The 24,567-nt window shown below is 37.6% G+C and carries 22 protein-coding genes; 9 read left to right on the top strand and 13 right to left on the bottom strand.

The window, feature by feature from the left end:
• Nucleotides 1-15: 15 nt before the first annotated feature.
• The gene (locus HNR53_RS16580) at nt 16-876 is read right to left on the bottom strand and encodes a hypothetical protein (RefSeq protein ID WP_184528031.1); all 861 of its coding nucleotides are present in this window, start codon (nt 874-876) and stop codon (nt 16-18) included.
• Nucleotides 877-1,958: 1,082 nt separating this feature from the next.
• Here HNR53_RS16580 and HNR53_RS16575 point away from each other — a divergent pair.
• The 3 genes from HNR53_RS16575 to HNR53_RS16565 all read left to right on the top strand — a co-directional run bounded on the left by HNR53_RS16575 (nt 1,959) and on the right by HNR53_RS16565 (nt 4,512).
• Entirely contained in the window at nt 1,959-2,534 is a 576-nt protein-coding gene (locus HNR53_RS16575; RefSeq protein ID WP_184528030.1) for a competence protein ComK, read from the top strand.
• Between the two features lie 258 nt (nt 2,535-2,792).
• Complete coding sequence (locus HNR53_RS16570; protein ID WP_184528028.1) at nt 2,793-3,470, top strand: stalk domain-containing protein; 678 nt, start codon at nt 2,793-2,795, stop codon at nt 3,468-3,470.
• Between the two features lie 466 nt (nt 3,471-3,936).
• The gene (locus HNR53_RS16565; protein ID WP_184528026.1) at nt 3,937-4,512 is read left to right on the top strand and encodes a competence protein ComK; all 576 of its coding nucleotides are present in this window, start codon (nt 3,937-3,939) and stop codon (nt 4,510-4,512) included.
• 61 nt (nt 4,513-4,573) lie between these two features.
• On the opposite strand, the gene HNR53_RS16560 is transcribed toward HNR53_RS16565, so the two are convergent.
• The 6 genes from HNR53_RS16560 to HNR53_RS16535 all read right to left on the bottom strand — a co-directional run bounded on the left by HNR53_RS16560 (nt 4,574) and on the right by HNR53_RS16535 (nt 10,402).
• Nucleotides 4,574-5,587 carry an outer membrane protein assembly factor BamD gene (locus HNR53_RS16560; RefSeq protein ID WP_184528024.1) on the bottom strand — a complete coding sequence of 338 codons (1,014 nt, stop codon included), beginning with the start codon at nt 5,585-5,587 and terminating at the stop codon, nt 4,574-4,576.
• Nucleotides 5,588-6,075: 488 nt separating this feature from the next.
• Nucleotides 6,076-6,660 carry a DUF7713 domain-containing protein gene (locus HNR53_RS16555; protein ID WP_184528022.1) on the bottom strand — a complete coding sequence of 195 codons (585 nt, stop codon included), beginning with the start codon at nt 6,658-6,660 and terminating at the stop codon, nt 6,076-6,078.
• A 258-nt stretch (nt 6,661-6,918) separates the two neighbouring features.
• Nucleotides 6,919-7,596 (bottom strand): retron system putative HNH endonuclease, encoded by a 678-nt coding sequence (locus tag HNR53_RS16550; RefSeq protein WP_184528020.1) that lies wholly within the window; start codon nt 7,594-7,596, stop codon nt 6,919-6,921.
• On the bottom strand, nt 7,589-8,923 hold the full coding sequence (locus HNR53_RS16545; protein ID WP_184528018.1) for an AAA family ATPase: 1,335 nt from the start codon (nt 8,921-8,923) through the stop codon (nt 7,589-7,591). The genes HNR53_RS16550 and HNR53_RS16545 overlap by 8 nt, the downstream gene beginning before the upstream one ends.
• Before the next feature lie 675 nt (nt 8,924-9,598).
• Nucleotides 9,599-10,033: a hypothetical protein gene (locus HNR53_RS16540; protein ID WP_184528016.1), complete on the bottom strand. Its 435-nt coding sequence runs from the start codon at nt 10,031-10,033 to the stop codon at nt 9,599-9,601.
• A gap of 18 nt (nt 10,034-10,051) precedes the next feature.
• Nucleotides 10,052-10,402: an ASCH domain-containing protein gene (locus HNR53_RS16535; RefSeq protein WP_184528014.1), complete on the bottom strand. Its 351-nt coding sequence runs from the start codon at nt 10,400-10,402 to the stop codon at nt 10,052-10,054.
• Nucleotides 10,403-10,857: 455 nt separating this feature from the next.
• Between HNR53_RS16535 and HNR53_RS16530 the strand changes: the two genes are divergently transcribed.
• From HNR53_RS16530 to HNR53_RS16515, 4 genes are all read left to right on the top strand, one after another.
• On the top strand, nt 10,858-13,773 hold the full coding sequence (locus tag HNR53_RS16530; protein ID WP_184528012.1) for an AAA domain-containing protein: 2,916 nt from the start codon (nt 10,858-10,860) through the stop codon (nt 13,771-13,773).
• Nucleotides 13,774-14,134: 361 nt separating this feature from the next.
• Nucleotides 14,135-14,542 carry a hypothetical protein gene (locus HNR53_RS16525; protein WP_184528010.1) on the top strand — a complete coding sequence of 136 codons (408 nt, stop codon included), beginning with the start codon at nt 14,135-14,137 and terminating at the stop codon, nt 14,540-14,542.
• The gene (locus tag HNR53_RS16520; protein WP_184528008.1) at nt 14,539-15,354 is read left to right on the top strand and encodes an ImmA/IrrE family metallo-endopeptidase; all 816 of its coding nucleotides are present in this window, start codon (nt 14,539-14,541) and stop codon (nt 15,352-15,354) included. The genes HNR53_RS16525 and HNR53_RS16520 overlap by 4 nt, the downstream gene beginning before the upstream one ends.
• The gene (locus HNR53_RS16515) at nt 15,332-16,225 is read left to right on the top strand and encodes a hypothetical protein (RefSeq protein ID WP_184528006.1); all 894 of its coding nucleotides are present in this window, start codon (nt 15,332-15,334) and stop codon (nt 16,223-16,225) included. The genes HNR53_RS16520 and HNR53_RS16515 overlap by 23 nt, the downstream gene beginning before the upstream one ends.
• 147 nt (nt 16,226-16,372) lie before the next feature.
• On the opposite strand, the gene yghU is transcribed toward HNR53_RS16515, so the two are convergent.
• The 5 genes from yghU to HNR53_RS23675 all read right to left on the bottom strand — a co-directional run bounded on the left by yghU (nt 16,373) and on the right by HNR53_RS23675 (nt 20,729).
• Nucleotides 16,373-17,161, bottom strand: coding sequence for a glutathione-dependent disulfide-bond oxidoreductase (gene yghU / locus HNR53_RS16510; RefSeq protein ID WP_184528004.1), 789 nt, complete (start codon nt 17,159-17,161; stop codon nt 16,373-16,375).
• 252 nt (nt 17,162-17,413) lie between these two features.
• Nucleotides 17,414-17,662: a hypothetical protein gene (locus HNR53_RS16505; RefSeq protein ID WP_221452363.1), complete on the bottom strand. Its 249-nt coding sequence runs from the start codon at nt 17,660-17,662 to the stop codon at nt 17,414-17,416.
• A gap of 391 nt (nt 17,663-18,053) precedes the next feature.
• Entirely contained in the window at nt 18,054-18,185 is a 132-nt protein-coding gene (locus HNR53_RS23680; protein ID WP_377802204.1) for a VanZ family protein, read from the bottom strand.
• A gap of 333 nt (nt 18,186-18,518) precedes the next feature.
• Nucleotides 18,519-20,156: an RNA-binding domain-containing protein gene (locus HNR53_RS16495; protein ID WP_184528000.1), complete on the bottom strand. Its 1,638-nt coding sequence runs from the start codon at nt 20,154-20,156 to the stop codon at nt 18,519-18,521.
• A 417-nt stretch (nt 20,157-20,573) separates the two neighbouring features.
• A complete protein-coding gene (locus HNR53_RS23675; protein ID WP_184528208.1) occupies nt 20,574-20,729 on the bottom strand; it encodes a VanZ family protein in 156 nt (51 codons plus the stop codon).
• Nucleotides 20,730-20,915: 186 nt separating this feature from the next.
• On the opposite strand from HNR53_RS23675, the gene HNR53_RS16485 reads away from it, so the two are divergent.
• Both HNR53_RS16485 and HNR53_RS16480 read left to right on the top strand, forming a co-directional pair.
• Complete coding sequence (locus tag HNR53_RS16485) at nt 20,916-21,182, top strand: hypothetical protein (protein WP_184527998.1); 267 nt, start codon at nt 20,916-20,918, stop codon at nt 21,180-21,182.
• A 179-nt stretch (nt 21,183-21,361) separates the two neighbouring features.
• Nucleotides 21,362-22,417, top strand: coding sequence for an NERD domain-containing protein (locus HNR53_RS16480; RefSeq protein WP_184527996.1), 1,056 nt, complete (start codon nt 21,362-21,364; stop codon nt 22,415-22,417).
• Between the two features lie 279 nt (nt 22,418-22,696).
• Here HNR53_RS16480 and HNR53_RS16475 read toward each other — a convergent pair whose 3' ends face one another.
• On the bottom strand, nt 22,697-24,550 hold the full coding sequence (locus HNR53_RS16475) for a hypothetical protein (RefSeq protein ID WP_184527994.1): 1,854 nt from the start codon (nt 24,548-24,550) through the stop codon (nt 22,697-22,699).
• Nucleotides 24,551-24,567 lie beyond the last annotated feature (17 nt).

The raw sequence follows: 24,567 nt of genomic DNA, 5'->3' as shown, positions 1-24,567 counted from the left end.
AACCGTCCCCCTGTTTCAGGCGATTACCCCTTGTTCAATGAGAAATCCGGCTAGGTTTTCGTAGTAGTTGTTGTATGGGCGTTCTCCACTGTAGCCTTCAAACTCAATACTGATCTCACACCTTTCCCGATAAAGGTGTTCGTGCAGCTTTTGAGAAATGATGCCGTAATAATAGGCTACCGGTTTATGGATTTTCTTTGTTTTGATAGTTCTCACGAGCTGCTTAATAGAATCGATGGCTGTTGTCAGAATGAATTCCGTCTCGTTTTCACTGTTATAGTTGTACGCTGCGATTCTCGTCATTCTCCAAAATTCTTCAATGGTCTTGGCATCATTGAAAAAGCATTTAACGAGCTGCACAAAAGGTTTTGGAACATCGTCGCTAGTATAGCTGTGATCGAGCCGAATCGGTTCATCTTTACGTTTATTTAGATCTTTTATATTTTTAATTTCAGAAGGATTGCTAGTTTCAATAGGGCAGTTCAATTTTTCCTCCTTGGGTAGTTCATGGTTTGGAAAAGGAGAAAACACATACAGATTGCTGGATTGTGAACCATTTTTTCGTTCAGTTTCATAAATGGTCATCATGCCAAGCTTCTTTGCCTTCACTAGCATTCTTTTAAAAGTAGAACGGGAAATACCGCTGCCATCGTATTCATCATGGATCGCTTTCAGTACCGTGCCGATTTTGGCATGGCAGACCCCTGGTATCTTCGCTGCAAAACGAACCAGCCGTTTTAATCCCATTAACTCCCCTTTTGAAAAATCTTTCTTATGCTCAGCCATCCATTTTTCCATATCACGATTGAACTCCGCCAATGATGAAAATGGCGAATACTCCCTATACTGTTCCATTGCACCTGATTTAAGACTCATATCCTTACACCTCCGAAACGCGGGGACGGTTCTCCCGTTTCCCTAATCTTTCCCACTTAATAGTTCATGCTAAGAGAATAAGCTTTTCCTCCCTGGCCTCTTTACCATAACGAGAATAATCAATGAAAGCGACTGGTCCAAACATGCTTTCACAGGCTCGAATCTTCATTACCCACCCTCCAAACTCTATTTCCCGTTATTTCCCGTGCATTTCGATGCCACAAAACGAGTTTTGAGCACTATTTTCATTCATGTAAAAGAAATACCAGATCAGGCAGCCGGGGAGAAAACAAACAGGACTTCCGCAATGGAATCAAAACAAGGAAACCAAATCGATACAGCCCCGTTTTCACCAAACGGGGCAAGCTTCACTTATGTTTAAAAAGAGAACCATTTCTCAATTGCCGCCTACAAAACAGCGGTTTCTACTCACAAAACACTGTTTTGTGCCCGGGAAATTACATTTCGCGGTAGGGAAATAAATTTTCTGACTTTCGACCTCATTTTTCAGTTCAGTTACAGTAAAGATACCCGAGAAAAAAATGTTTTACCTTCACGAGGTTACAAACAGGCTCTTCTTTTTAAAAAAATTCCAAAGCTAGATTCTTTTGCAGTAATGGCATTTTGCCTGTTTGAGTTTTAGTGTTCGAATGGAAACTTTCAGGGGAATACAGTGGCGAATGCAGGCTGCACAAATCAGAAAATGTTTATCAAAAAGCTATTTGTATATTTCTAAATAACTATAAAATATCTATTTTTATACTTTTTAATAGTTATTATTTACCATTTTAACTCAGAGTGATATAATACCAACGTACATATTCTAACAACTGTAGAGAACTGAATCGATGTACGATTCAGACCATCATGAAGAACATGCCGCTTTGAAGAAATAGAATGTCATGGGCGCATCATCACTCTATAAATGCAAACGTTTTCATTTTCGCAGATCCATTAGTAATCATGATACATAGGAACCTTCCGAGGGTGTTGAACCATTTCGCCTCCAGATCATGCTCACTATTTAACAATCTCAAACTGGTCCCTATCCTATAAAAGAAACAACCAACGGGAGGATCATTATGCATAAGAGAAATGACTATTTATTTAATTGCAACACTGTGGCACTTTTTTCAAATTTTCACCTTGGGAATGAATATTCCGGAGTTCTTCAAGGAAAGAAACACTTTTTTGTCCGTCAATCACCGCTTACGATTGTCCAAACTTCCTTCCAGCATGTCGGAAGCTCATTAGAGGGTGCGCTCCGCTCCTCTCGTTTTCACCTGAACAAGAAATGCAACGTGCCGGTCGCGTTATCGGCACGTAATAATGTCATCCTCATTCAATGCAAAGCAGCCGGCAATCTTGGCGGCACGGTCTGGATCGCTGCTTCACATATTGTCCGCATCGAGCCGTACAAGATAAATCAAACCATCGTTTATACGACAGAAGGCCATGAACTGATCGTAGATATGAAAACAGCTAAACTGCAAAACATCCGAAAAGAGGCCCCATTCCTGCGCGCAGCTCTATTAAAAAGCCAAACCATGCAAAACGGTCTAATCAATGACGATGAAGAAAACAGCGGGTTTCTGCTTGTGAAAGAAAATGGGCAGTTGAACTATACGACCAAACAGAAGGGAATAGTGAAAAAGTAAGGATGGTTGTTTTCTGCTCTGTCCCAAGCGGGGACGATCTTAGCTTACGTTTGAAAGAGGGAGCTGATGCCTGGAACCCGTTCCCTCCTTAAGGGAGGTCCAATTGGTAAAAACCAGGGAAACTCGGAACCAGCCCCGGTTTCTCCATTACTTTTTCAAGAACAAGTAACCTACAGTAAAAATAAATAGTTTGGGAAATACTAGCAAGGAAACACAGCCAAGATCCAAGGAATATTCATCTAGGAGTGAAATGTAACTATGAGAAAAAAAGTAATGGTTGGTTTTCTATGTGTTAGTGTTCTTTTTGGGGGAGTAGGTGTGTATGCCGGCACCATCATCAACCAATACACCACGAATCGGGGAACTACTGCAACAGTTGAAAGAGAAGACATTCACAAAAACAGAATCGGCCTTGAAGTGAATGGAAAGACAGTCAAAACAGATTCTTGGTATGCTAATGGAGTGACCTATATTCCGTTACGAGAAGTATCCAATCTATTAGGAGCAACAATTGATTATAACCAAGCTACCCAATCGGCAAAAATCCATTCAGCTGGACAGCCAGCACCTGCACCTGCTCCTTCTGCAACAACACAAACCATCAACAAGGTGACGGTTACCATTAATAAGGTTGTTCAGGATGCAGATTCTTTAAAAATCTATGTTACATATGTGAACAACTCCAGTAAAGAAATCAGGCCAGCTGAAGGTCTAAGCAGAATCGTCGCAAACGGAACGCAATATGACTATGATCTTAATTTTAATTTTGAACGCTACTATGACAAAGATGTTCCGAAAGCATCTGATTCACTTGAACCTGGAGTAACGGCTCAATCAGTGATTTTCTTTAAACCTGTTTCGTCAAATACAATCAACATCGTATTAGGAGCAGAGTACGAAGATTATCGATTTAATAATATTCCTGTACAGAAATAATGGAAAATACGCAATTGGAGCCTTCTGAAAAAGTCCAATAAAAAAAGGAATCCGATGATCTAGAATGTGTCGATCATCGGATTCCTTTTTTGCTGTGGTTTCTATTTCCTAGGAAATACTACCTAAAGAAGCGCGGCAAAAATATTTAGACACTTTCCCCCTCGCTCCCTCCTTGAATATCCCTATCTAAAGGGACGTGGCTACAGCAAGAGGACAAGTTCAGGTCCATCCGCCCCTTAATCCCTATCTGGGAATAATTAGGGAAGCGCGAAAACCGTCCCCAAGTTTTGCCCTCAACCAATTTTTGCATACTTTATTGCGTGGCAGATTTTTAGGTTTCATGATCTAATAAGGTTAAAAGGAAAGAAAATCTTTGTCCGCTTTCAGGCGAGAATGCTCACTTTTTAACATAGTCTCCAACAGGTGCCTTAGGATGAACGATAAACTACCAACGGGAGGAACATATATGAATATGAGAGATGACTATTTATTTAATCGCAAGACCATTGCTGTGTTTTCAAATTTTCACCTTGAAAAGGAATATTCCGGAGTCCTTCAAGGAAAGAAGCACTTTTTTGTCCGCCAATCCCCGCTTACGATTGTCCGGGCTTCTTTCTTGAATGTTGGAAGTACATTAGAAGGAGCGCTCAGTTCCTCTCGTTTTCATCTAAAAAGGAAATGCAATGTGCCAGTAGCGTTATCGGTAAGCCATAACATGATCCTTATTCAATGCAAAGCAGCCGGCGATCTTGACGGCACGGTTTGGATCGTTGCCTCACATATTGTCCGTATCGAGCCCTACAAGAAAAAGCAAACCATCGTTTATACCACAGATGGTCATGAACTGATCGTGGATATGAAAACGGCTAAACTGCAAACGCTCCGAAAAGAGGCCATGTTCCTGCGGGCCACTCTATTAAAAAATCAAAGGCTGGAAATCAGCCTGCTCAGTGACGAAGAAGAAAACAGCGGATTTCTGCTGGTGAAAGAAAATGGTCAGATCAACTACACAGCCAAACAGAAGGGAAAAGCGAAAAAGTAAAGATGGTTGTTTTTGTGAGAGGAACAGGGACAGCTCCCTGCCCCATGTTTCTCCCCCTGTTTCAATCTGTTTGTCCGGGTTTGAAGGTTTTAGAGATATGGTCAACCATTGGTCCATATAGACTTTGTTTGTTCGCAGGGTACTCTATGATGAAAGTATTAATGATACCTTTGCCCATCTTGGCTTTTTCATAGATTGTATTCCCGCCGTTTGTATAAGAAATAACATACCAATCATCACCAAGACGTTGATAGCTGATGGGACCGGCAGTATCTCCGAGTGCTTGGTTATAATAGGTTTCAATCGTTTCATTTTCCTCAATGACATTAATATGACTGGCATATGCTTTAATAGATGCTTCACCATTCGAAAATTTTCTGCCATCGTTATTAGCAGGAGGCTCTCCCATTGAAAAAGTTGCCGGATGTTGAACGGAGAATCCGAAGCGGCTGTTGGTGTATGTCTGATAAGTGAAGTCCGCCTTCGGCTCCGATATTGGTTGTTTTCCCTCAATCGGATTTTCCACTATTACGGGTTCCTCTTTGTTCGGCTCTTCTTTGGCTTCACTTAATCTTTTAGAGATTTCCGCAAACTGCTCCGTAAAATCATGATTAGCACCTAAAATCTTTTTAAGCGTTTCATATTTACTTTGGGCATCTTTATAATTCTCTGCATCTAAAAGAGAGTTAATATGTTTGAGCTCTTCTTCATAGGCCAAATTTTGCTGCCCTTCGGTGATTTGTCCCTTTAAGTCAGATGCACTGCTTTTAACAATCGGTAACGCTTCTTCTGATTGTTCAATTTGGAGTATCGTTCTTAAAGCCTGGTCATATTCCTTTTCTTTTAGCGAAACAGCAACCTTATTTAGTAGTGTTGCTTGCTCTAAATAGGTTTTCGCTTCTGCACTGTCACCTTTTTCTTTTACAGCAATTTCAAAATAAGAAACGGCCTGTGCAAAGTCCTTTTTCTCTATGCTTTCCAATCCTTTTTCTACCGCATCATCATAGGTTTTGCTGGCACAGGCCGACAATAATAGTATAATCATGAATGCGAATAAAACTTTTAGTTGTTTCATAATCCTCCTAAACAGCTCCCTTAATGTTGAATTTTCCTATAAAACAAATCAGTTATAGAATAATTTTACCTGAATTGGTAATTGTTTGAAACAAGAAAAAACTTTGAGATTTTTCTATTATGTAAAATAAAATGGAAGGTTTATCAAAATGAAAGCCCCGATTCAGTCTGGGTAGTTCGTCTAAAATCTTCCCTTAGCTGTACAACCCTATCTCCAGCCTTTATACTTTTTTACAAAAATATTGAACGAGATGAATTTAGAAAGGGTGGATTGCACTCTGATCAAAAGAGAAGGTGCTAGGCATGATCCATTTTTCTGGAACGTGCCTAGCACCTTTTTATTCTATAAAATTACCCTTTATCAAGAATGCTCGTTCAACGAAAATCAGGAAGTGATAGTGGCACATCGCTCCTTTGAGCACAGGCACTCCAAGAAGGTCTCACTTCATTCTTTGAAAAGGCGGAAAGCACCTGGCGAGGTTCGAGCTTTCAGTCATCCGTCATATCATACATCCTAACCTTTATCTGAAAACCTTCATACGTCATCAGCATCTTTCCAACTTTCTCCCAGGTAAAGGGCTTTCCATCAATAATAATAAGTGGAGTTCCGTCAGAACTTTCATCATACTCTATAAAGCCAATGAATTCATCATGTATAATGGTATTGTATTCTTGTCCATTAGGGAATACTCCTCTTTCAACTTGTTGTTCTGTTAAACCTTTTCTGGTTTTTGCCATTAATTTATTAAGCAAATCTGTTTGGTTAGAATGTAACTCACCATGTACAGCAAATGCATATCCAAATTCTATGTTTTCAGCAGCTTCTAAAAAAATTCCTTCGGGATCTATTCTCCTTTTTACAATAAAGGTGCGATTAATCCCTTGATAATCCTTTAAAGAAAAGGTTTCAATTAATGGCTCTAGATCTATTTCTAGTTCCGCCGCCATGAACTTGTTGTAGCAATCCATACAAAATAAAATACTCCCCTTTTCCCCATCAAGATGAACCTTTACTTCATTCGAGCCGCAATGTTCACATTTGTCCATATCGTCACCTACAAATTTTCCTTCCATGTATTATTCATTCATCTGTATCGATTAAATCCAAAATAATTGTTGAGCTTTGGATGTGTTATTACCTCACATACAAGAATACAAACAAAAAATGATGTAAACTCTCCCCCATCACAAATAAACACCCACATGGATTGTGAGTGCCTAAACTACCTGCCAATCAAACTATCAATTGGAATTAATCAATAAAATGCGGAAACCGCTCCCGCGTTTCATAATCTCCATAAACTTCGGGTGGTCACAAGACAGAACCACTCCTTAGAGATAAGTTTCTACCATTTTTTTAATCAACATAGAATATTCCGCTATATCTCCAGTATTAGGATCCCCTTTAAGCATATTCCTAAGTTCTTTTTTATAAAATTCGTCATCCAATGTACTCTCGGTTTTCTTAATTTGCACGATATATTTCATTGCCCTATCTTTAACCCTTTTTCTAGCTCGTACTAGTTTTTCACGATTCAAATCTACATGACTGATTGTTGTTTTACCTCTCTCTGACCCATCTTTTTCAACAGCTTTACAAGTAGATAAATCAAAGTCAATATGTTGTTCCGGATCATCTGTACAAGGATCGAGTATGGGAGCCTGCTCATTCCATTGATCACGCTTTTTATTATTACATATTTGACAACTCCAATGGAGATTGTCCCAATCAAAACTGAGGTGATGGAACTGTTTTAGACCCTTTGGTCTTAAATGTTCAATATGCTCATAACTGGCAATACCTATTATTGTTTCACAATAACAGCATTTTTCGGAGTACATTTTTTCAAGTGCCTCTTTAATATCATCTTGCTTATAACGTTCTTTGTATGTGGAAGTAACCTTAGAATACTCGCCCTTTAACTTTATTTGATATAATAACTCACTTTTCCAAGTAGCTTCATTTACCTGTAGACTCTTAGGAATTTTCGTTCTTTTAACTTTAATCATCAACTTGCTCCATTGCCAGTTTTCCAATTGCATCAATCTTGGCTAATGTAATAGCTGGATCTCCTTCAGGTAAAAGGATTAATAATTTTTTTCTTTTATTTTTTAGTTCTTCCAATTGCTCTTTAGTTAGCTCCCCTAGAATTTTTCGACTATATAATTCTTCTAATTCATTTATTTCCTTTTGTATTTCAGGACTTCTAGAGTAAGTATTCATAATATCAGTTAAAGTATCTTCAATTTGCCACCCATATGGATTATTTTCTTTTGTGCTTTTAATATAGTCCTTTTCGTCATGAAGATTAATGATTTCAACGTCACTACATGATGAAATAATAATCGGCGCATGTGTAGTGGCAATAAACTGGACTTTAGGGAATGTTCTTTTTAAATCTTTTACAATCTTCCATTGCCATTTCGGATGCAAATGAAGATCCAACTCATCTATTATGATAACTCCAGGAGTTTCCTTAATAGCATCTTCTTTTAACTGAGGGTTTAGAATAGCCATGCGATAGGATATATCCGCTACCATACCAATTACACTTCTATATCCAGAACTCATCATTCTTAATGGTATTCTCTGTTTTCCAAGTTCAATCATTACTTCCTCTTCTTCAAAATCATACTCGATGCTAACCTCTTCATTTTCTTCTACTAAACCTTTCATAAACTCTTCCACAGCACTTAGAACAGCATCTAATTCGCCTATTTTTTTTCTCTTTTGAAGTTGGATCGTTGTCATTCTTCTCAGCCAATTTACAAATAATTTTATATTTGATTCCGATTCTAGACAATCAGTATAACCAATAAACCGTGACATATCTTCGCGTTTAAAAGGATCAACCCATTTGTTTTTCTTCTGTGAAAAAAGTCTTCCCGCACTTTGATAAGATATAACAGGCAAGATAACGGAATGATCTTTGTCCTTCACAATGGCTTGTTGCATATTTTTCGCAATATGGATCAACTCTCTGGCATTTGACCTTGTGGTCTTACCTTCTATTGAATTTTTCGTTCTTCTCCAGGTAAGATGTTGGTTTGCAATTGAGCCTTCACATTCAATTATTACTGGAATTTGGGGTTCTTTTGTTATCGTTGCATCTCCTGGTTTATCCCACTCTTTTCTAATTTCATCATATAATATGTTTCTGGTTTGTACTCCATCAAGACCTGCTAAAAAACCGCCCAAACCTACTGTCAGAGCTTCTAGAATACTCGTTTTACCCGTTCCATTATTTCCAATTATTAATGTAAATCTGTCATTAAAATTTAGCCTTTTTTCTTTAAATAACTTAAAATTCTCAATATATAAGGAAGAAATAATCATCTATTAGCCCTCCTCTCCTTAATTTCCCATTATAATATACTACTAATTATACCCAATTTAGATAATTTAGAGTACAAATATTGCTGAAAGAAGGTATTCTTTCAGCAATTGTGAAACACCGCGACTTCATTCTTCTAAGGCAATCAAAATTTTGAGTAAAGATATTTCATGAAAATACAAAAAGCACGAGTGCAATAACCGCTCATCGTGCTTTTTTTCGCGCAAAACTCGATTGCCCTCTTAAAGAACCATCCTAATGTTTATATCTTTTGAATATAGAGCATTCATAAATACTGTTTGCTTTGTTTTCCGTTAAAAGTGCGTCACGTGAAATACCGTAGGATTCAGCATCTTTGACCGCGATTCCAGGAGCTAATGCAGTTGTTAATAATACTTTATCTGCATACCCAGCATGATATAATTCAGCTGCCTTTTTTATTCTTACATGTTCCCCACTTATCGCTCTCAAACTATCAACTGGAATATATTAGGGGAACGCGAGAACCGTCCCCCTGTTTCATCAAAAATTAACCTATAATGGTCAATCCAGTTTTTCAGATGGACAGACCATTATAGGTTATGAACTGATTGATATTAATGAAAACACAAACTTATTCCGTAATCTAGAACATTTGTTTGATAAATTACAGGAAGTGACCAGGCACCTAGATCAATCTACCACAAAGTAGGTTTAACAACCATAAACCAAAGCATAGCTAACAAAATGATGATATACATCCAAAGAGAACGCCTAAGTTTATCGGCCAATTCTTCCTTGTTTGCATCCTTTTCAGGAAATTTCCGCAATTTGGGCGAGAAGGCTCGTGCAAGGAAGAACAAGGAAGCAAACAAAATGACGAGTGTCATCATGATCCAAGGGGTTCTCCAAGTCCATGGACCTAATACGGTGAGTAAAACACCTGAAATAACTAAGAGATGCCCGGAGTGCTTTGTTAATCTGATAACAAACCAAAATGTGCTGAGATAGGCGGTTATTTCTACATCCCTTGATGTCCGCAATTTTTTCACAATCGGCAAGAGGATAAAAAATGGACCAATTGTTCCTATTGCCCCAAGAACATGGAGAAAAATTAAGATGCGATAGAACAATTCCACGTCTCTAGTGAATTACTCTTTAATTGGGCTAAATTCATGCACCCATACTCTCATTTGCGGCAACCATGGCATTCCGGGATGAAAGGACAGAATCGATTGTTTGTATTCTTCTACTGAATCAAATCCTTCTTGGCGCGCGTGTTCATCCGTTAATTCCCCAAGTGATTGCGAATAAACCTTTTCCACAACAAACTTTCTACCCTCTAATTCCATGATCTCTCCTACATCAGCATATCTTCCATTACGTCTAGTTGCCGTTTTTTTGCCTTCAAGAACCTTTTGAACATCTTCATCCACAGTAACGAGCCGATCAATCGTACAAGTCTTTGGCGGCAACCCCTTATTCTCTTCCATATTTTTCATATCATATAACCCCCTTTACATTTTAATCCAAATATATCCTTAAACGTAAGGTATATCAAATTTTTGAGGGGACCGGCTTTCAATGGACAAGGAGAACCCTACGGTCAAAGAGAGATATGGTGCCAGGCACGATCCATTTTTTTGGGAGACCAACTTTCAATGGACATGGAGGACCGTTCGAAAGGGCTGGATGGCAGGATCAGAGGGACAGGTCCCTCGTCCCTATTTGGAACTATTTGGCGGGTCACGGTACCTGTCCCCCTGTCCCCCGACCCCACAATAATTCCGAATTAATTCTCCTGCGTTGCAATTAGTCTCTTCTCCCCATGATATGACAAGGAATCTATTCCTTTGTCCTGTGATGAGTTCAGGAATTTCCTGCTATAATTTAGATAATAATTCTATTATTTACCAATATAAATAGTAATACCGATTGATGGAAACGGGGGGAGAGCATGGACGACATTCAAAAGATGACGAAATATTTCAGGGACAGTGTGGCGGCAGAACTGAAGATTGATTTTCGAAATAAGGATTTTATCACCACCCATTTGGAAGATGTTTTACAAGGAAAAATGGAGTTAGGCGAGGATGATTTTAAAAGGTTATTAGATAGCAAGAATGAGAAATTATTAGCCGAGCCGCTCAATGTGATGATCGTGGCAAAGACGATCAAAACGATTTACGACGGGCAGCAAAGAGTGCACAACAAAATAGAAGAAATGAGCGGTATTTTTTATATTCCGGCTGTTTTATATCCGAACGGAATGCTTGCCCCTTCTGATGGGAAATTGCCTTGGATTCCAAGAGAGCACCTTTTTCCCATTATCGATCCTGAACTGGCAATCGGAAATTTAACGGATTTTGATGAATTCGTCAGCGAGAACATGTATCGTCTTAAAGAGAAACTGGACTGGGTACGCTACATTTCTTTTGCAAAAGAGATGTATGAACAAGTAACAAGCACAGCGTTAGAGGCACGTACCGTTAAAGGGATTGAACTGGAGAACCATGTCTATCTATTTAAGGATGATACCATCAGGACAACAGCCAGTATCTTGAAGCTATACGATGATCTTCAAGCCTATCCCAATCTGAACGAACTAAAGCTCTATCAAACTTTTATGAAACGAGAATTTACCCCGCTTCAGCCTCTTATCAAAAATACATATGAAGAAATGAATAAACACGCTGCGCAAATGGGTGGAGAATATCCCTTATCCCCTTCGCAACGAGAGTGCGTCAATCATTTTAATCATATGGAAGAGGGAGAGATATTAGCCGTCAATGGTCCGCCGGGCACAGGGAAAACGACCTTACTGCAATCGCTTGTCGCTAATCTTTTTACTGAACGAGCTTTGAAAAAAGAAACAGCCCCATTAATCGTTGCTTCCTCGACGAATAATCAGGCCGTTACGAATATTATTGAATCCTTTGGAAAAATTGAAACAAAATGGAACAACAGTCATTTAGAACATCGATGGGTAGAAGGGGTACATAGTTTTGCGGTGTATTTCCCATCTCAACAGAAAGAAAAGGAAGCGAAGCAAAAAGGATTTCACTTTACAAATTTTCGGGATAAGAAGAATTTTTTTGCAGAAGCAGAAAGCAAAGAAAATATTGAAGCCTCCATACAAAAAATGCTGAAGGAATGCAATCAGTATTTTCAGATGAATTTTCGAGATGTGAAACAATGTGAAAATACGATTTGGCATCGGTTAGTAAAAGTAAATGATTTACGGAAAAGACTCTTAGAGGTATTTCATAGTTATGAAGGAATCCGTTCTGAAGATGAAGATATGGAGACTTGTTTACAACGGCTTATATTGAAAAAGGAAAAGCTAGAAAAAAGGGTCTGTGCTATGAAAAAAAGAAGAAATGAATGGGATGAACACTTTGCTTCTATGCCGCTTTTCTACTGTTGGTTTCTCTTTCTGCCATTTGTAAAAAGAAAGGCGGCCAAATATATTCGCAGCTTTATTCAACCGGATGAAGACTTTATCCACGAAGCGATGAATGCCGCTGAGGTTAAGGATATCTACCGTGAGAAAATAAATGCGGTCAGAAAAGAAATGAATCACATTCGTAACATGTACATTCATGTGACACAATTGAAAGAAATTTTTGAAGAAGTGATGGAAGAATTAATCAGACTGGAGATTATTGAAAAGCATCCTTCCTTTACCACTTTAGAGGAAGTCAATGAATTCTCTGATACCACGATGAAATATGCGGCATTTTGGCTTGCTGTTCATTACTATGAATGCAGATGGCTGACAGCGGAGCGGCTTTCTGAAAAACAGCAGGGTACGAATCTTGAAAATGTCCAGAAAATATTCTTTGCTAATCTGCCGATGCTGACGCCGTGCTTTGTCATGACATTTTTTCAGTTATCAAAGCTGTTGTTAGTCTACGGGAATGGCAAAGAGAAATATCTTTACAATTATATCGATTTACTCATTGTCGACGAAGCTGGACAAGTCACACCTGAAATTGCTGCATGCTCGTTTGCGCTGGCGAAAAAGGCAGTTGTTGTCGGGGATGTGGACCAAATTGAGCCAGTATGGAACATCCATCAATCCTTGGACTTGTCACTGGCACTATCTAATCAGGTGATTCCTGCGAAAGAGCAGTTTCCACTTTTGAAGGAGCTGGGGCTCAATACTTCGGATTCAAGTGTCATGAAAGCAGCATGTAAATGCAGCAAGTATCAAAAGTACGAGGATCGCGGTTTGTTTTTAAGTGAGCACCGCCGTTGCTACGATGAAATCATTGAATATTGTAATCAATTAGTTTATCAAGGAAATCTAGAGCCGATGCGCGGGAAAGCAGCCAATGATCCTGAATATCCTTTGGCACGCATACTAACAAGTCCTCTTAGTCATATTCAAGTGGATTCAGACCGCTCAAGCAAAAGAGCCGGAAGCAGGTTTAACAAAGAGGAAGCGGCCGCGATCGCAGCATGGATCCATGAACATTTTCAAGAAATCTGCGACGCATACCCGAAGGATGTTCCGAGGAGCTTAGTTGGTATTATTACTCCTTTTAAGGCGCAAGTGGCTGAAATCAAACGGGCGCTGCATCCGCAGTTAAAGCCATTGATTGATGTTGGGACCGTTCATACCTTCCAAGGAGGAGAGAGAAAGCTCATTATCATGTCCACTGTTTATGGAAAACAGGACGGATGTTTCTTTTTAGACATGAGAAAAAGTCTCTTAAATGTCGCCGTCTCAAGAGCAAAAGACGGATTTCTCATCTTTGGTGATATCAATAGTTTATCAGACAGTGAATCAAAGCCAAGCGGTCTGCTAAAAAAGTCTTTGAAGCAGGGAAGCATCGAAAACAAAGGAGCCGTTCTTACGTACCGATGAAACAGGTCTCTTCTGTTCGGGTCAGAGGGACAGGTCCCTCGTCCCTATTTGGAACTATTTGGCGGTTCACGGTACCTGTCCCCTTGACCCTCTTTGAATCATGATTTAGCTTCCATACACTTTTAAAGCTTAGAGGAAAAGGCATAAATGGGACAGAGGAGGGACAAGTTCCCCCTCCAATTGGAATTAATTAGGGAAACACGAACCGTCCCCCTGTTTCTTGATGGTGCCTAGCACCCGATCTTTTAGTATCTAATTTTAATACTTTAAATTGAAATGAGTATACTTTTTGACCGTTATTGCATATAATAAAGATGGATAGGTATACAAAAAGAATACCCTTTAAGATGGAGGTGTAAAAATGAGCGAGACAAAAGTTATTATTGCAGAAAATATAAAAAAATATATTGATACTAAAGGGATAAAACATAATTGGATTATTGAACGTATTGGTATTAGTAAACCCACTTTTTATAAACTTCTAAAAGGTGAAGGAAATATCAATCAATTTGAAGAGAAAATCTTAAAATTGTTTCGACTAAAGGATCCTTTCTATTTTCATCGTACCGACATTGATCTTCCAAAAAGTTTAGCAGAACTTAATCGACCGGAGAATTTCATGGATTATGTAGCTCTATCGTATCATGGAGAAGAAAATCTGGAGTTTAATAAAGGCATGGAAGTTTTTAGAGAGTTTGTGGAATTAATTGATGTTCTTCACTCTGTATCTAGCCCCGTGAATGAAGTATTGGAGAGGGAATTATCTTGATAAATAAAGAAAATATTGAGCAAATTATTCTATATAATCAAAAATATCACTCAATTGTTAAAGAGAAAATTGATTCTCTACGGGCATTAAGTGACCCACTAATTACTTCAAAGCCACTAGAGTTTATTAAGACGCATCTATATGAAAATTCTTATGTTTTGGAATTTCCAATTAACAACCTAGAATATGGTGGTCTTGTTTTTTATCATCATCAAAATTTCTATATTCAAATTAACACCGCACAGCCTAAAATATATGAAAATTTTATGTGGGCGCATGAATTTTATCACTTTTTCTTTGATAAAGACAGGATAAAGGGGAAAGAAGAAAACTCTATTCTAATTGATAGTATATTTGATGAAAAAGAGCGGCTGCCTAATCTTTTTGCCAGTGAGTTTTTAATCAATGATTTTGCTCTAGAACGGAAATTTAAATTCTTTAAAAAAGAATTCGATGGCACAAGCTTGGTAGATATTGTTATTAATTTAATTGCTGTTTTTGAATTACCTTATAAAGCCATTGTAATAAAACTAGCCCAGAATAACCTAATTGAAATAGTAGAGGCTAAAGAAATTATCGATTATGATTATAAAAGAAATCTTCCTGATTATATTGACCGTACGTTATTTTCTCCTAGCAACAAAATTAGGATAGATAATATAGATAGACTAGCTTCTGTAGCATCATCTAATATGAACGAAGAGGATTATCAATCAATTATGGATAGGTATAATAAGCTCTATGAAATAGTACTAGAATGGCGTAAAAAATCAGATGGAGACAAAAAATATGAGAGTTATCGAAGATCCTAAAATTAATTCCATCTTACCATTTATTAAATTTGATGTTGATGATTTACAAACTATTCTTAATGACCAATCCTCACTTTATATTATTGATAATATGATGCTTACAAAAATGAAAAGGGACTTTGTTAGTTTTCCATTATTGGTTAAGGGTCTAAAACAATCAAAATTAATTGTGCTTCCAGATATTATTTTAGAAGAAGCGGCCCGGAATCTTCCAAATGAACAGAGATTTAAAGACACTTATTATGAGTTATTTGAAATTCTTTCCTCAGAGAAAGAAATTTATGTGGCTGGACTAGAAACAATTGCTGCTTTTTTACAAAGGATGGTTGGGAAAAATGAAAGCCTTTCTTTACTTAAAAATATTATTATGGAAGCAACAAGAATTAATCAAAATATCCATAATTCTATTAGGCAAATAAACATTCATTCTTCTTCTGTAATTGACGAATTTAGTACTGCTATATTTCACAACGGAAAGAATGCAGGGGAGCGTATTATAACGATATTTGCTTTAGCCTTTATAAGAATGTTTTATAGTCCTATTTATATTTTTAGTGAAGATGTTAAAGGGATATATGGTGCTTTTAAAACCTTTATTGGAAATGAAAGATTACTTGAATTAATAGATCTGCAGGATCATTCGGATTTGATTGAACAATATCGATTCTTATCATATGAGACACTAATTCAGGTAATGTATCAAGAAAGTAAAATTGATAGGAATAGACTCATGCAGGTAATAGAAAACAGTGGAAGAAATCAATCGAGGGTGGTCCTTTATAGTTTAGATGGATTTCCATGCCACACTCCCATTCCGAATCATCAGCTCGCTACTTGGATCATCGAGGATAGGATTAAAATTCAGTTTTAGGGTTGGAAATATTATGGTGGGTATATGAAGGAAGAAGTTCTAAAAGGAAAGTGTAAATAGTGGATGGTGCCTGGCACCCGATCTTTTTTACGTTAAGAACATTCGTTCAACATATTTTGACAAGTGACAGGCACCAAGATCAATGAACTACTCCGCAAGCGATTGGTACTCTGCTGCCAAACCTTTTTGAACGCCTGGTCGTTCCGCAATACGATGAGCCCATTCCAAGAGATGAGTATATTCATCCATGTTTAAAAATTCATACGAGCCTTCATACAATTTTCCTAAAGCTAAACGCCCGTACCAAGACCATATCGCAATATCCGCGATAGTATAGGTATCACCAGCGATATAAGAACGCTGAGCTAATACTTTATCAAGTAAGTCTAATTGACGTTTTGTTTCCATCGTAAAACGATCAATTGGGTATTCCATAGGCTCTGGCGCATAAGCAAAAAAGTGACCAAACCCTCCACCAACAAAAGGCCCTGCCCCAATTTGCCAGAATAGCCAATTAAGGGTTTCAGTCCGTCCATGAATATCTGTCGGGATCAGCTTATTATATTTCTCAGCTAAGTAAAGCAGAATCGACCCTGATTCAAAAATTTCTACTCGTGGATTTAGACTTTGATCGACCAGGGCTGGGATCTTAGAATTAGGATTGATCTTGACAAAATCTGAACCAAATTGATCGCCGGCTCCAATATTGATTTTATACAAATCATAGTCTGCATCATCGACACCCAACTCTTTTAATTCTTCCAGCATAATCGTCACTTTAATACCATTCGGCGTTCCCAGTGAATAGAGTTGGAACGGTGCCTCTCCGACTGGTAGTTTTTGTTCGAAACGTTCACCGGCTGTCGGACGATTACCGCCTCTATTCGAATTCTCTTCTTCCCACTGCCAAACGTCTGGTAATTCATATTTTGTCATCTCAACACTCCTCCTACTATCTATTATTAACTCCATCATACTAACAGTATAAAAGTATTCCAAATATTTAGCTTATCATCTATTTATGATTCGGTTATTCATTAATTTTATCTACAGTTGCGTAAGCGTCAAATAGGCTTATGCGGCTGTACTACAATTCTCTGGATGGTGCCTGGCACCCGATCTTCCTGACAGATGCGTGAGATTCAATCCAGTAACTAGACAGCTATCAATAGACCACTAGATCAAATCCTATTCCAAATGGAATCTATCAAAAGACTTTTTTAATTTTTCACTAATTGATTCTTCATCGTATTCTATCTTGTAAATCAAATCTTCAATCATTTCTCTCAGCTGTTCGATATTTGTTGAAAGGTAGCCATCCATCTGTGCGTTTGTTAGATCATAAATTCTTCCCTTTTCTAGCTGGTTTAACTTATTATTAATTTTCATCAATTCACCAGCATATTTATTTTTAACATCAACTTTTTTATCCATCATTTAACCACCTCAAATAAAGTTTTATATTATAACTTATTATATCAAAAAGGGAAATTATGTTAATCCTAAGAAGTTCAGTTCTAGGCCTACACGAAGGAAGACTTCCTAACTCTCTAAATTTTTCGAGGTCATTATCTTCAACAATTGGACAGGCAATACCGTCAACTTTCAGTCACTTTAGATGTGCAAAAGCAACCCCGCTTCCGCTTCAAATGTCGAAAACCTATCATGGATTGCATCCAGAACTTTGGTCAAACGCTGACAATGTGGATTTTGAAAAAGCCCGCTAGACCATTACGGCCTAGCAGGCTTCCCTCTTTTCCCTATCCACCCAATAAAGATACTAGTATAATACCAACGCTTGCCCCAAAGCTATCCACAAGGACATCCTTCAGCTGAATCCCTCTCTTCCCGGAGAAAAGATCTGATGAATTTCATCGAATATGGCATACAAAACACAAAGGAATAAAGCTAATCCAATCCTCTGAATAACTCGTATCCCCAGGCTGTTCAAAAGAAACATTACCAGAATACCGAGCACTAAATATTTATTCTCCTAAATCTTAATTCAAATGCTATAAAAGGCACTTATTAAAAGCCATTTCCAATTCTCTGGATGGTGCCTGGCACCCGATCTTCTCGGAATCCCACCCACTATATGTTGCAACCTAGGCTCAGTCGCTCTGACAGGCACCAAGATCAAGATCTTCACAGAATCGGTCCAAATTTTGTAGTATCGGTCCACTATTGGTCCAGAATCGGTCCAAACTTTGTGGTATCGGTCCATCATTGGTCCAGAATCGGTCCAAATTTTGTGGTATTAGTCCATTCTGTTTGACTATTAATGAAATAAATATTATTTTAATCTATAATAACTTGCTCTTGCTTTACCTTCTAAATCAATAATTTCTGCATCCCTTAAACGTTGTAATATACGTTTACTACTTGTAGATGAAAAGCCACATAACCTTTCCACATCGGAGCGAGTAATCGAACCATTTTTATTCAAGTAATCAATAATCATTGTTTTAGCCTGTATTTCATCGAAGTCCTTATCTTTTGTGTACTCAATATTGTCATCTAAATTTTCGTATACTCGATGAGTAAACATATATTTATTTTTTGCTTCCCTTTGCAGAATATTTCTCTTTTGACAAAGTTTATTTAATACATTTGCTGCCGACTGGGATGTAATTTGCGCCACCTCTGCAGCCTTGCCTAGTGTAATGGTTTTATTAGATTTAACGTATTTTAAAATACAGATTTCTGAAACTGAAAACTCGCCGTTGTTTTCTTCCTCTTTAGTGATAAACTTTAGAAATTCTATGTCTTCCAAACTGCTTCTTAAAGTTAAACTTACTGCTTCAGAATACAAATTATATTCTGGAGCTGATTTTCCTAAAGAAAGCATATCCTTAAATATTATATCTACGCCTTGCCCAGAACGTTGAACATATTTTAGTCTTTGAAGTGTTTCCGCAATCAATTTATTTCTCGGCGATGAAGGGTGCGTAATAATATTTGAACTATTAACCCCAGTTGGAAATGAACCGGGATTTTCAATAATTATTTCATTAGGATAAAATTTAACAAAAATTGAAGAATTACTCTCATAATCTCGATGTGAGATAGCATTAAGAAGCGCTTCTTGAAAAACATTAATAGGATAGTCTTGAACTTCTAATTTAAACAGTCCCATTTGGATGTTCTTTATCCCGTTTCTATCTTCAAAAAACTGCTGAATTCTATCTACGGATTGAATCAAAGGCATTTTTAACTCTAATCTCTTATTATATTCAGTATGCCCATCATTATATGTAAGAATAATTATTTCCGCCTGTGGCATATACTTGGCAATCGCTTCTTTAGTTCCAATAAATAACAATCCTGCTACTGTTAATTGGATTTTATCGCCAATAACATCTATCAATCGCAAATCCTTTAAGAACGTTATATTGTCTGATTGATATAGAGTAGAATCTTTATCACGGGACTGTATTTTTAACTTTAACCGCTCTACTTCAGTAAAATCTATATCATCTTTGGTAGTAGGTTCGATAACTTTAGCGGAGTAGTCCCCTTTAAATCCTTTTATATTATTAGAGATGTATTCTGATGGATAAAATGGCTTTGTATTCTTCCCTAATCTTTTATATACTACTCCTTTTGAAGTAGCTACAATTTCTGGAGACTTTTCAATTACTATTTTTAAAATATCCTTACCAGCAAACCTTATTACATCTATATCAGTAAAAAGTTTAGGAATAGTCTTGTCATAAATACTCTCAATAATGTTCTGTTCATCATAGTCATCACATCCGGTAATTTCTCCATCATCTTCAACACCGACTAAGATAATACCACCATCCGTATTGGCAAACCCTACTGCCTCATTTGTTAAGATATTCATTAGTTCCTTCTTGTTTGCCTTAACCCAACTTTTGAACTCCACATACTTAGTTTCACCCCGTTGGATTATTTCACTAATTTCCATAAAATACACCTCCTAACCTGATACAAACATTATACCAAGATTAAAAGGGAAAACGGAAACAATAGGTTAGTGTACACCTAATAAAAATATTTCATTACTTAAAGTAAGGTTTATCATAATTAATCCAAATATTACCACCATAGAGTAATACAACTAGTTAAAGGCAGAACTCACTTTACATCTTTTAACTTTAACCAGGTAGGAGTCTGATCTAAAGCTTCCTGTGGAACATTTTATAAAACAGGATTTTTCGATAAATTCCGGAGTGTCACTGTGCCGTTGACTCAATAATTATAAATATTTGGTTGGACATGATACCTGTCCCTGTATCCCTGTTGACAAACACCGCTATCCAACCAATAACACATACTAGTATAATCCCAACACTTGCCCCAATGCTATCCATAAGGACATCCTTCAGCTGAATCCCGCTCCCTGTGGAGAAAAGATCTGAGGAATTTCATCGAATATGGCATACAAAACACAAAGGAATAAAGCTAATCCAATCCTCTGAATACTCGTATCCCCAGGCTGTTCAAAAGAAACATTACCAGAATACCGAGCACTAAATATTTATTCTCCTAAATCTTAATTCAAATGCTATAAAAGGCACTTATTAAAAGTCATTTCCAATTCTCTGGATGGTGCCTGGCACCCGATCTTTTTCGAACAATTCATAGCGGGTCACATGACCTACCCCCGCATCCCTAACACATGCTATAATAGGACTAAAGACAGAATTCATTCAGGAGTAATGGTATGGATAAGTTGCTGGAAACAATTGAGGTAAATTCCGCTAACGGATTATATCGTATATATCTATTTTCTGATAATAACCCATTACCCAGGCTGGAAATCCACAAAATTGATAATGGGATTGAAACGCATGTAAAGAATATGTACGGGGAGCTTAAAAGATTGAATGAAGAATTCTCTTTTGGCATTGAGTACGAACCAAAAGATAGAACACGATTGAATACGAGAGAATTTGGCAGGGAATTTATTAGACGCTATAAAGGCAGATAAAAGACATTGGCGTTTCTTTAATTGATTGGTATATACCTCGACAGTTTTATAGTGTTGTCAAACTTCTATTAAATAATTGGTTAAGATTTCGGAGCAACCTTCAGAGTGAACTGAATATTTATGCTAAATGATAGATAAGATACACTCGTACTTTAACAAAGAAATGGAGGTTAAATTATATGGAATATAAACAAGTTGGATTTTTTAAAAGAGTTGCTAATGCTTTAACTGATATAGAAAAATTGAAAACGCCCATTCTTGTGAAGGAAGCAGCAGAAAGTATTCAGTTAATTGAACAATATAAAAAGAAACTGGAACATACAGCAGATGAAAAACAAAATAAGTTTCTTAACAACAAAATAAAACTATTAGAACTCGGATTGAAGGGCGAAAATAGGGTTCTTTTTGAATTACAGAACTCATTTCTTCCGATACATATACTTCATGATGTTCGTATTGCACATAAAGATTTGAAAGCACAAATAGACTTTGTTGTTTTGACAAGAAAATTCATGTTAGTGATAGAAGTGAAAAATTACTTTGGCAACATTTTAGTTAATGAAAAAGATGAATTTATTCGACAAGTGTACAAAGGAAATAAATTAGCTTTTCAAGAGGGATTCTATAGTCCTATTAGGCAAGCAGAAAGACAAGTTGAAGTTTTTGAATCTTATATGAGGGACATGGGTGCAGTTACACGAACACCAATAAAAAGTGTTGTTGTTTTTTCAAATAATCGAACGATTATAAATACTAAAAAGGCAAGTGAACAGGTAAAGAAAAAAATACTACGTGCAGACGGTTTAGTGGGATATATAAAACAAGAACTCGAAAAAGCATCGCCAGTTCATTTTTTGGATAACCGTATGAAGGAAATAAGCGATTATATTAAGGCCTCACATTTTGAATTTATTGATGACGAAACTGACTCAGTAGAAATGAAATTATTAGAAGAAACAATCAGTACACAAAATGAAAGCAATGAACTGATGATATCAGTTCAAACCAATAATACCGATTTAGAAGAAACATTGAAACGATTTCGGATGAAATTAGCAACTGAACAAAACGTAAAAGCATTTCATATATTTAGTAATAGAACATTGGAAGAATTGATTCTAAAGCAACCATGCAACCTGAATGATTTACAAACCATTCATGGAATTGGAGAAACGAAAATCAATGCTTTTGGTGAAGAATTGATTGGAATTATAAAAAACTATCAGCATCGATAAGTAGGATATCTAACGTAGTTCAATAAACAAGAGCCATTCTATTATATTAGTAGAAACGCTCTTCCATTAGAGGGTTGATCATTAAATAAAATGAACACCATTCAGCATCTTCGACCCTTGCCGAGATCCAATGCAGTGGCTAATAAAACCTTGTCGACATACCCGGCATGATATCATTCAGCTGCCTTTTTTATTCTAACATGCTCCCCACCTATCGCTCTCAAACTATCAATTGGAATTAATTAGGGAAACGTGAGAACCGTCCCCCTGTGTCCAAGATCAAAAATTAACATTTCCAACTAGATTAAATGCGGCCAAGCTCATTCCTAGAGGAGCCCCGGCACTAAATCCTACCGGAAATGAAGGATCGACAGTATCGAGTGGTGGCACTTGTTTTCCCCATGGAAGGGCAAAACTAAAATAGTTAAAATGCACCTGGATTTGTCCATTTGAGGGGACAGATGATGGACCTCCAGATGAATAATCCAAGTAAACTGCTAGACGCATCGGGTTTGGTTGAATAAGAATGTTTTCTTTGATAAAGATATCGTTGAATTGTGAAAAATCTATACCGCCCGGCACCATGAAGAAAATAATCGAACTGCCAGATCTAGTTTGATGATCGACAATATTTTCATTGACATGAAATGTAACATTTGTTGTTACAGAATTAAAAAGAATAAATTGCTGCCAGCTAGTCGCTTTATTATTGGAGATTTCAATCGTATCTCTGGCAAAGTTCCCTTCGATGGAAACCGTTCTGCGGCTGGAAGGCCCACCTGTAAATATATTCCCGTAGACAAAAGTAATACCCTGAATTCTTTCAAAAACAAGTGCATCACGATCCCCAGTGTGAATAACCTCATTACCGATAAAAGAAAAGGTATCGGTATTGATAAAAGCGGTTCTCCTTCCCCCTTCAAAGATACTATATCGCATCGTGATGTTTTGATATAAAGTGGATGGGAAAGCCTTCAATTGAATATTAAATAATGAGTTTTGATTTAGTCCGGCAGGAGTTGGGCCAATCCAGTGGATATTTTCAATGGTCACATTGTCTGCCCGAATAGACATATAAGAAAAGTCCAGGGCTCCCGCTACATTGCTAAACTGGACTTGTGTCAATTCCCTGGATAATCCCCTAATGGTCAATGATTTATTGATAATAAATTGCTGAACTGGAGCAGGAGGCCCCTGTACTTGAATGGTATAAATTCCAGGTTGAAGTTCAATGATGTCACCCGGGTTGGCAGCTGCAACGGCCGCATACATATCAGGATAATTTATCCCTTGGTTTAAGTTGCGAATTCGATTGGCTAATACCGTAACATTGTCGCCAACGGTAATCAAAGAGAAATCTTGATCTGGGTTAAGGTTCACGGTTGCCCCTAGGGGTACGGACTGGAGACGAACGGCAGTGGATCGAATAACAGGAGGGTTAGCACTTATGTCATACACTCCGGGAACGAGATTTACAGTACTAATGTCATCGTTACTAAGTGCAGCTAACAACTCTGCACTCGTTGCAACACTGGCCGAAGTTTGCGTTCCTAGTTTCTGTAGAAAGATAGAAGCCGTCACATTGGGCTGCGTTCCTCCTGCTGGAGTTTGCAGTTGAACGGAAAGAATGGGAATATTGCTGTGATATCTTAATGTTAGGGTTGCAGGAACAGAAGAAACTGTTACAATGGATTGCCCAGTATTTTGCTGAGTATTGTTATCTGAACCAAAAATGGTTCCTTCCACTAATTGATTATCTAAAAATAATGCGAACTCGTTTCCTGTTGTACCAGTGACATTGAATAAAACGTAATAATCACCTGGATTATTAATTACAATGTCGGGACTACCGATAACATGAGAAATTCCACCGAAAATAGAACCATTGCTGCCGAATGATATGTCAGTTCCGGGCAGGACAGTTTGTGCACTCAGATTAAAAATATATGCATGGTCGGATGAAAAACCTGGAGGCCCTTGTGGTCCCTGTGATCCTGGGGCTCCTGGGGATCCCTGCGGCCCTGGAGGTCCCTGTATCCCTGGAGGTCCCTGTAGCCCTGGAGGTCCCTGTGAACCTGGAGGTCCCTGTGACCTTGGGAATCCTAAAATGTGGTTACCCGAACTACTAAACACTAATCTCAACACCTCCA

The organism is Bacillus benzoevorans, assembly GCF_014207535.1.
Lineage (GTDB): Bacteria > Bacillota > Bacilli > Bacillales > Cytobacillaceae > Bacillus_BD > Bacillus_BD benzoevorans.
The sequence above is the reverse complement of the archived record's forward strand: the minus strand, read 5'-3'. Positions and strand labels throughout refer to the sequence as shown.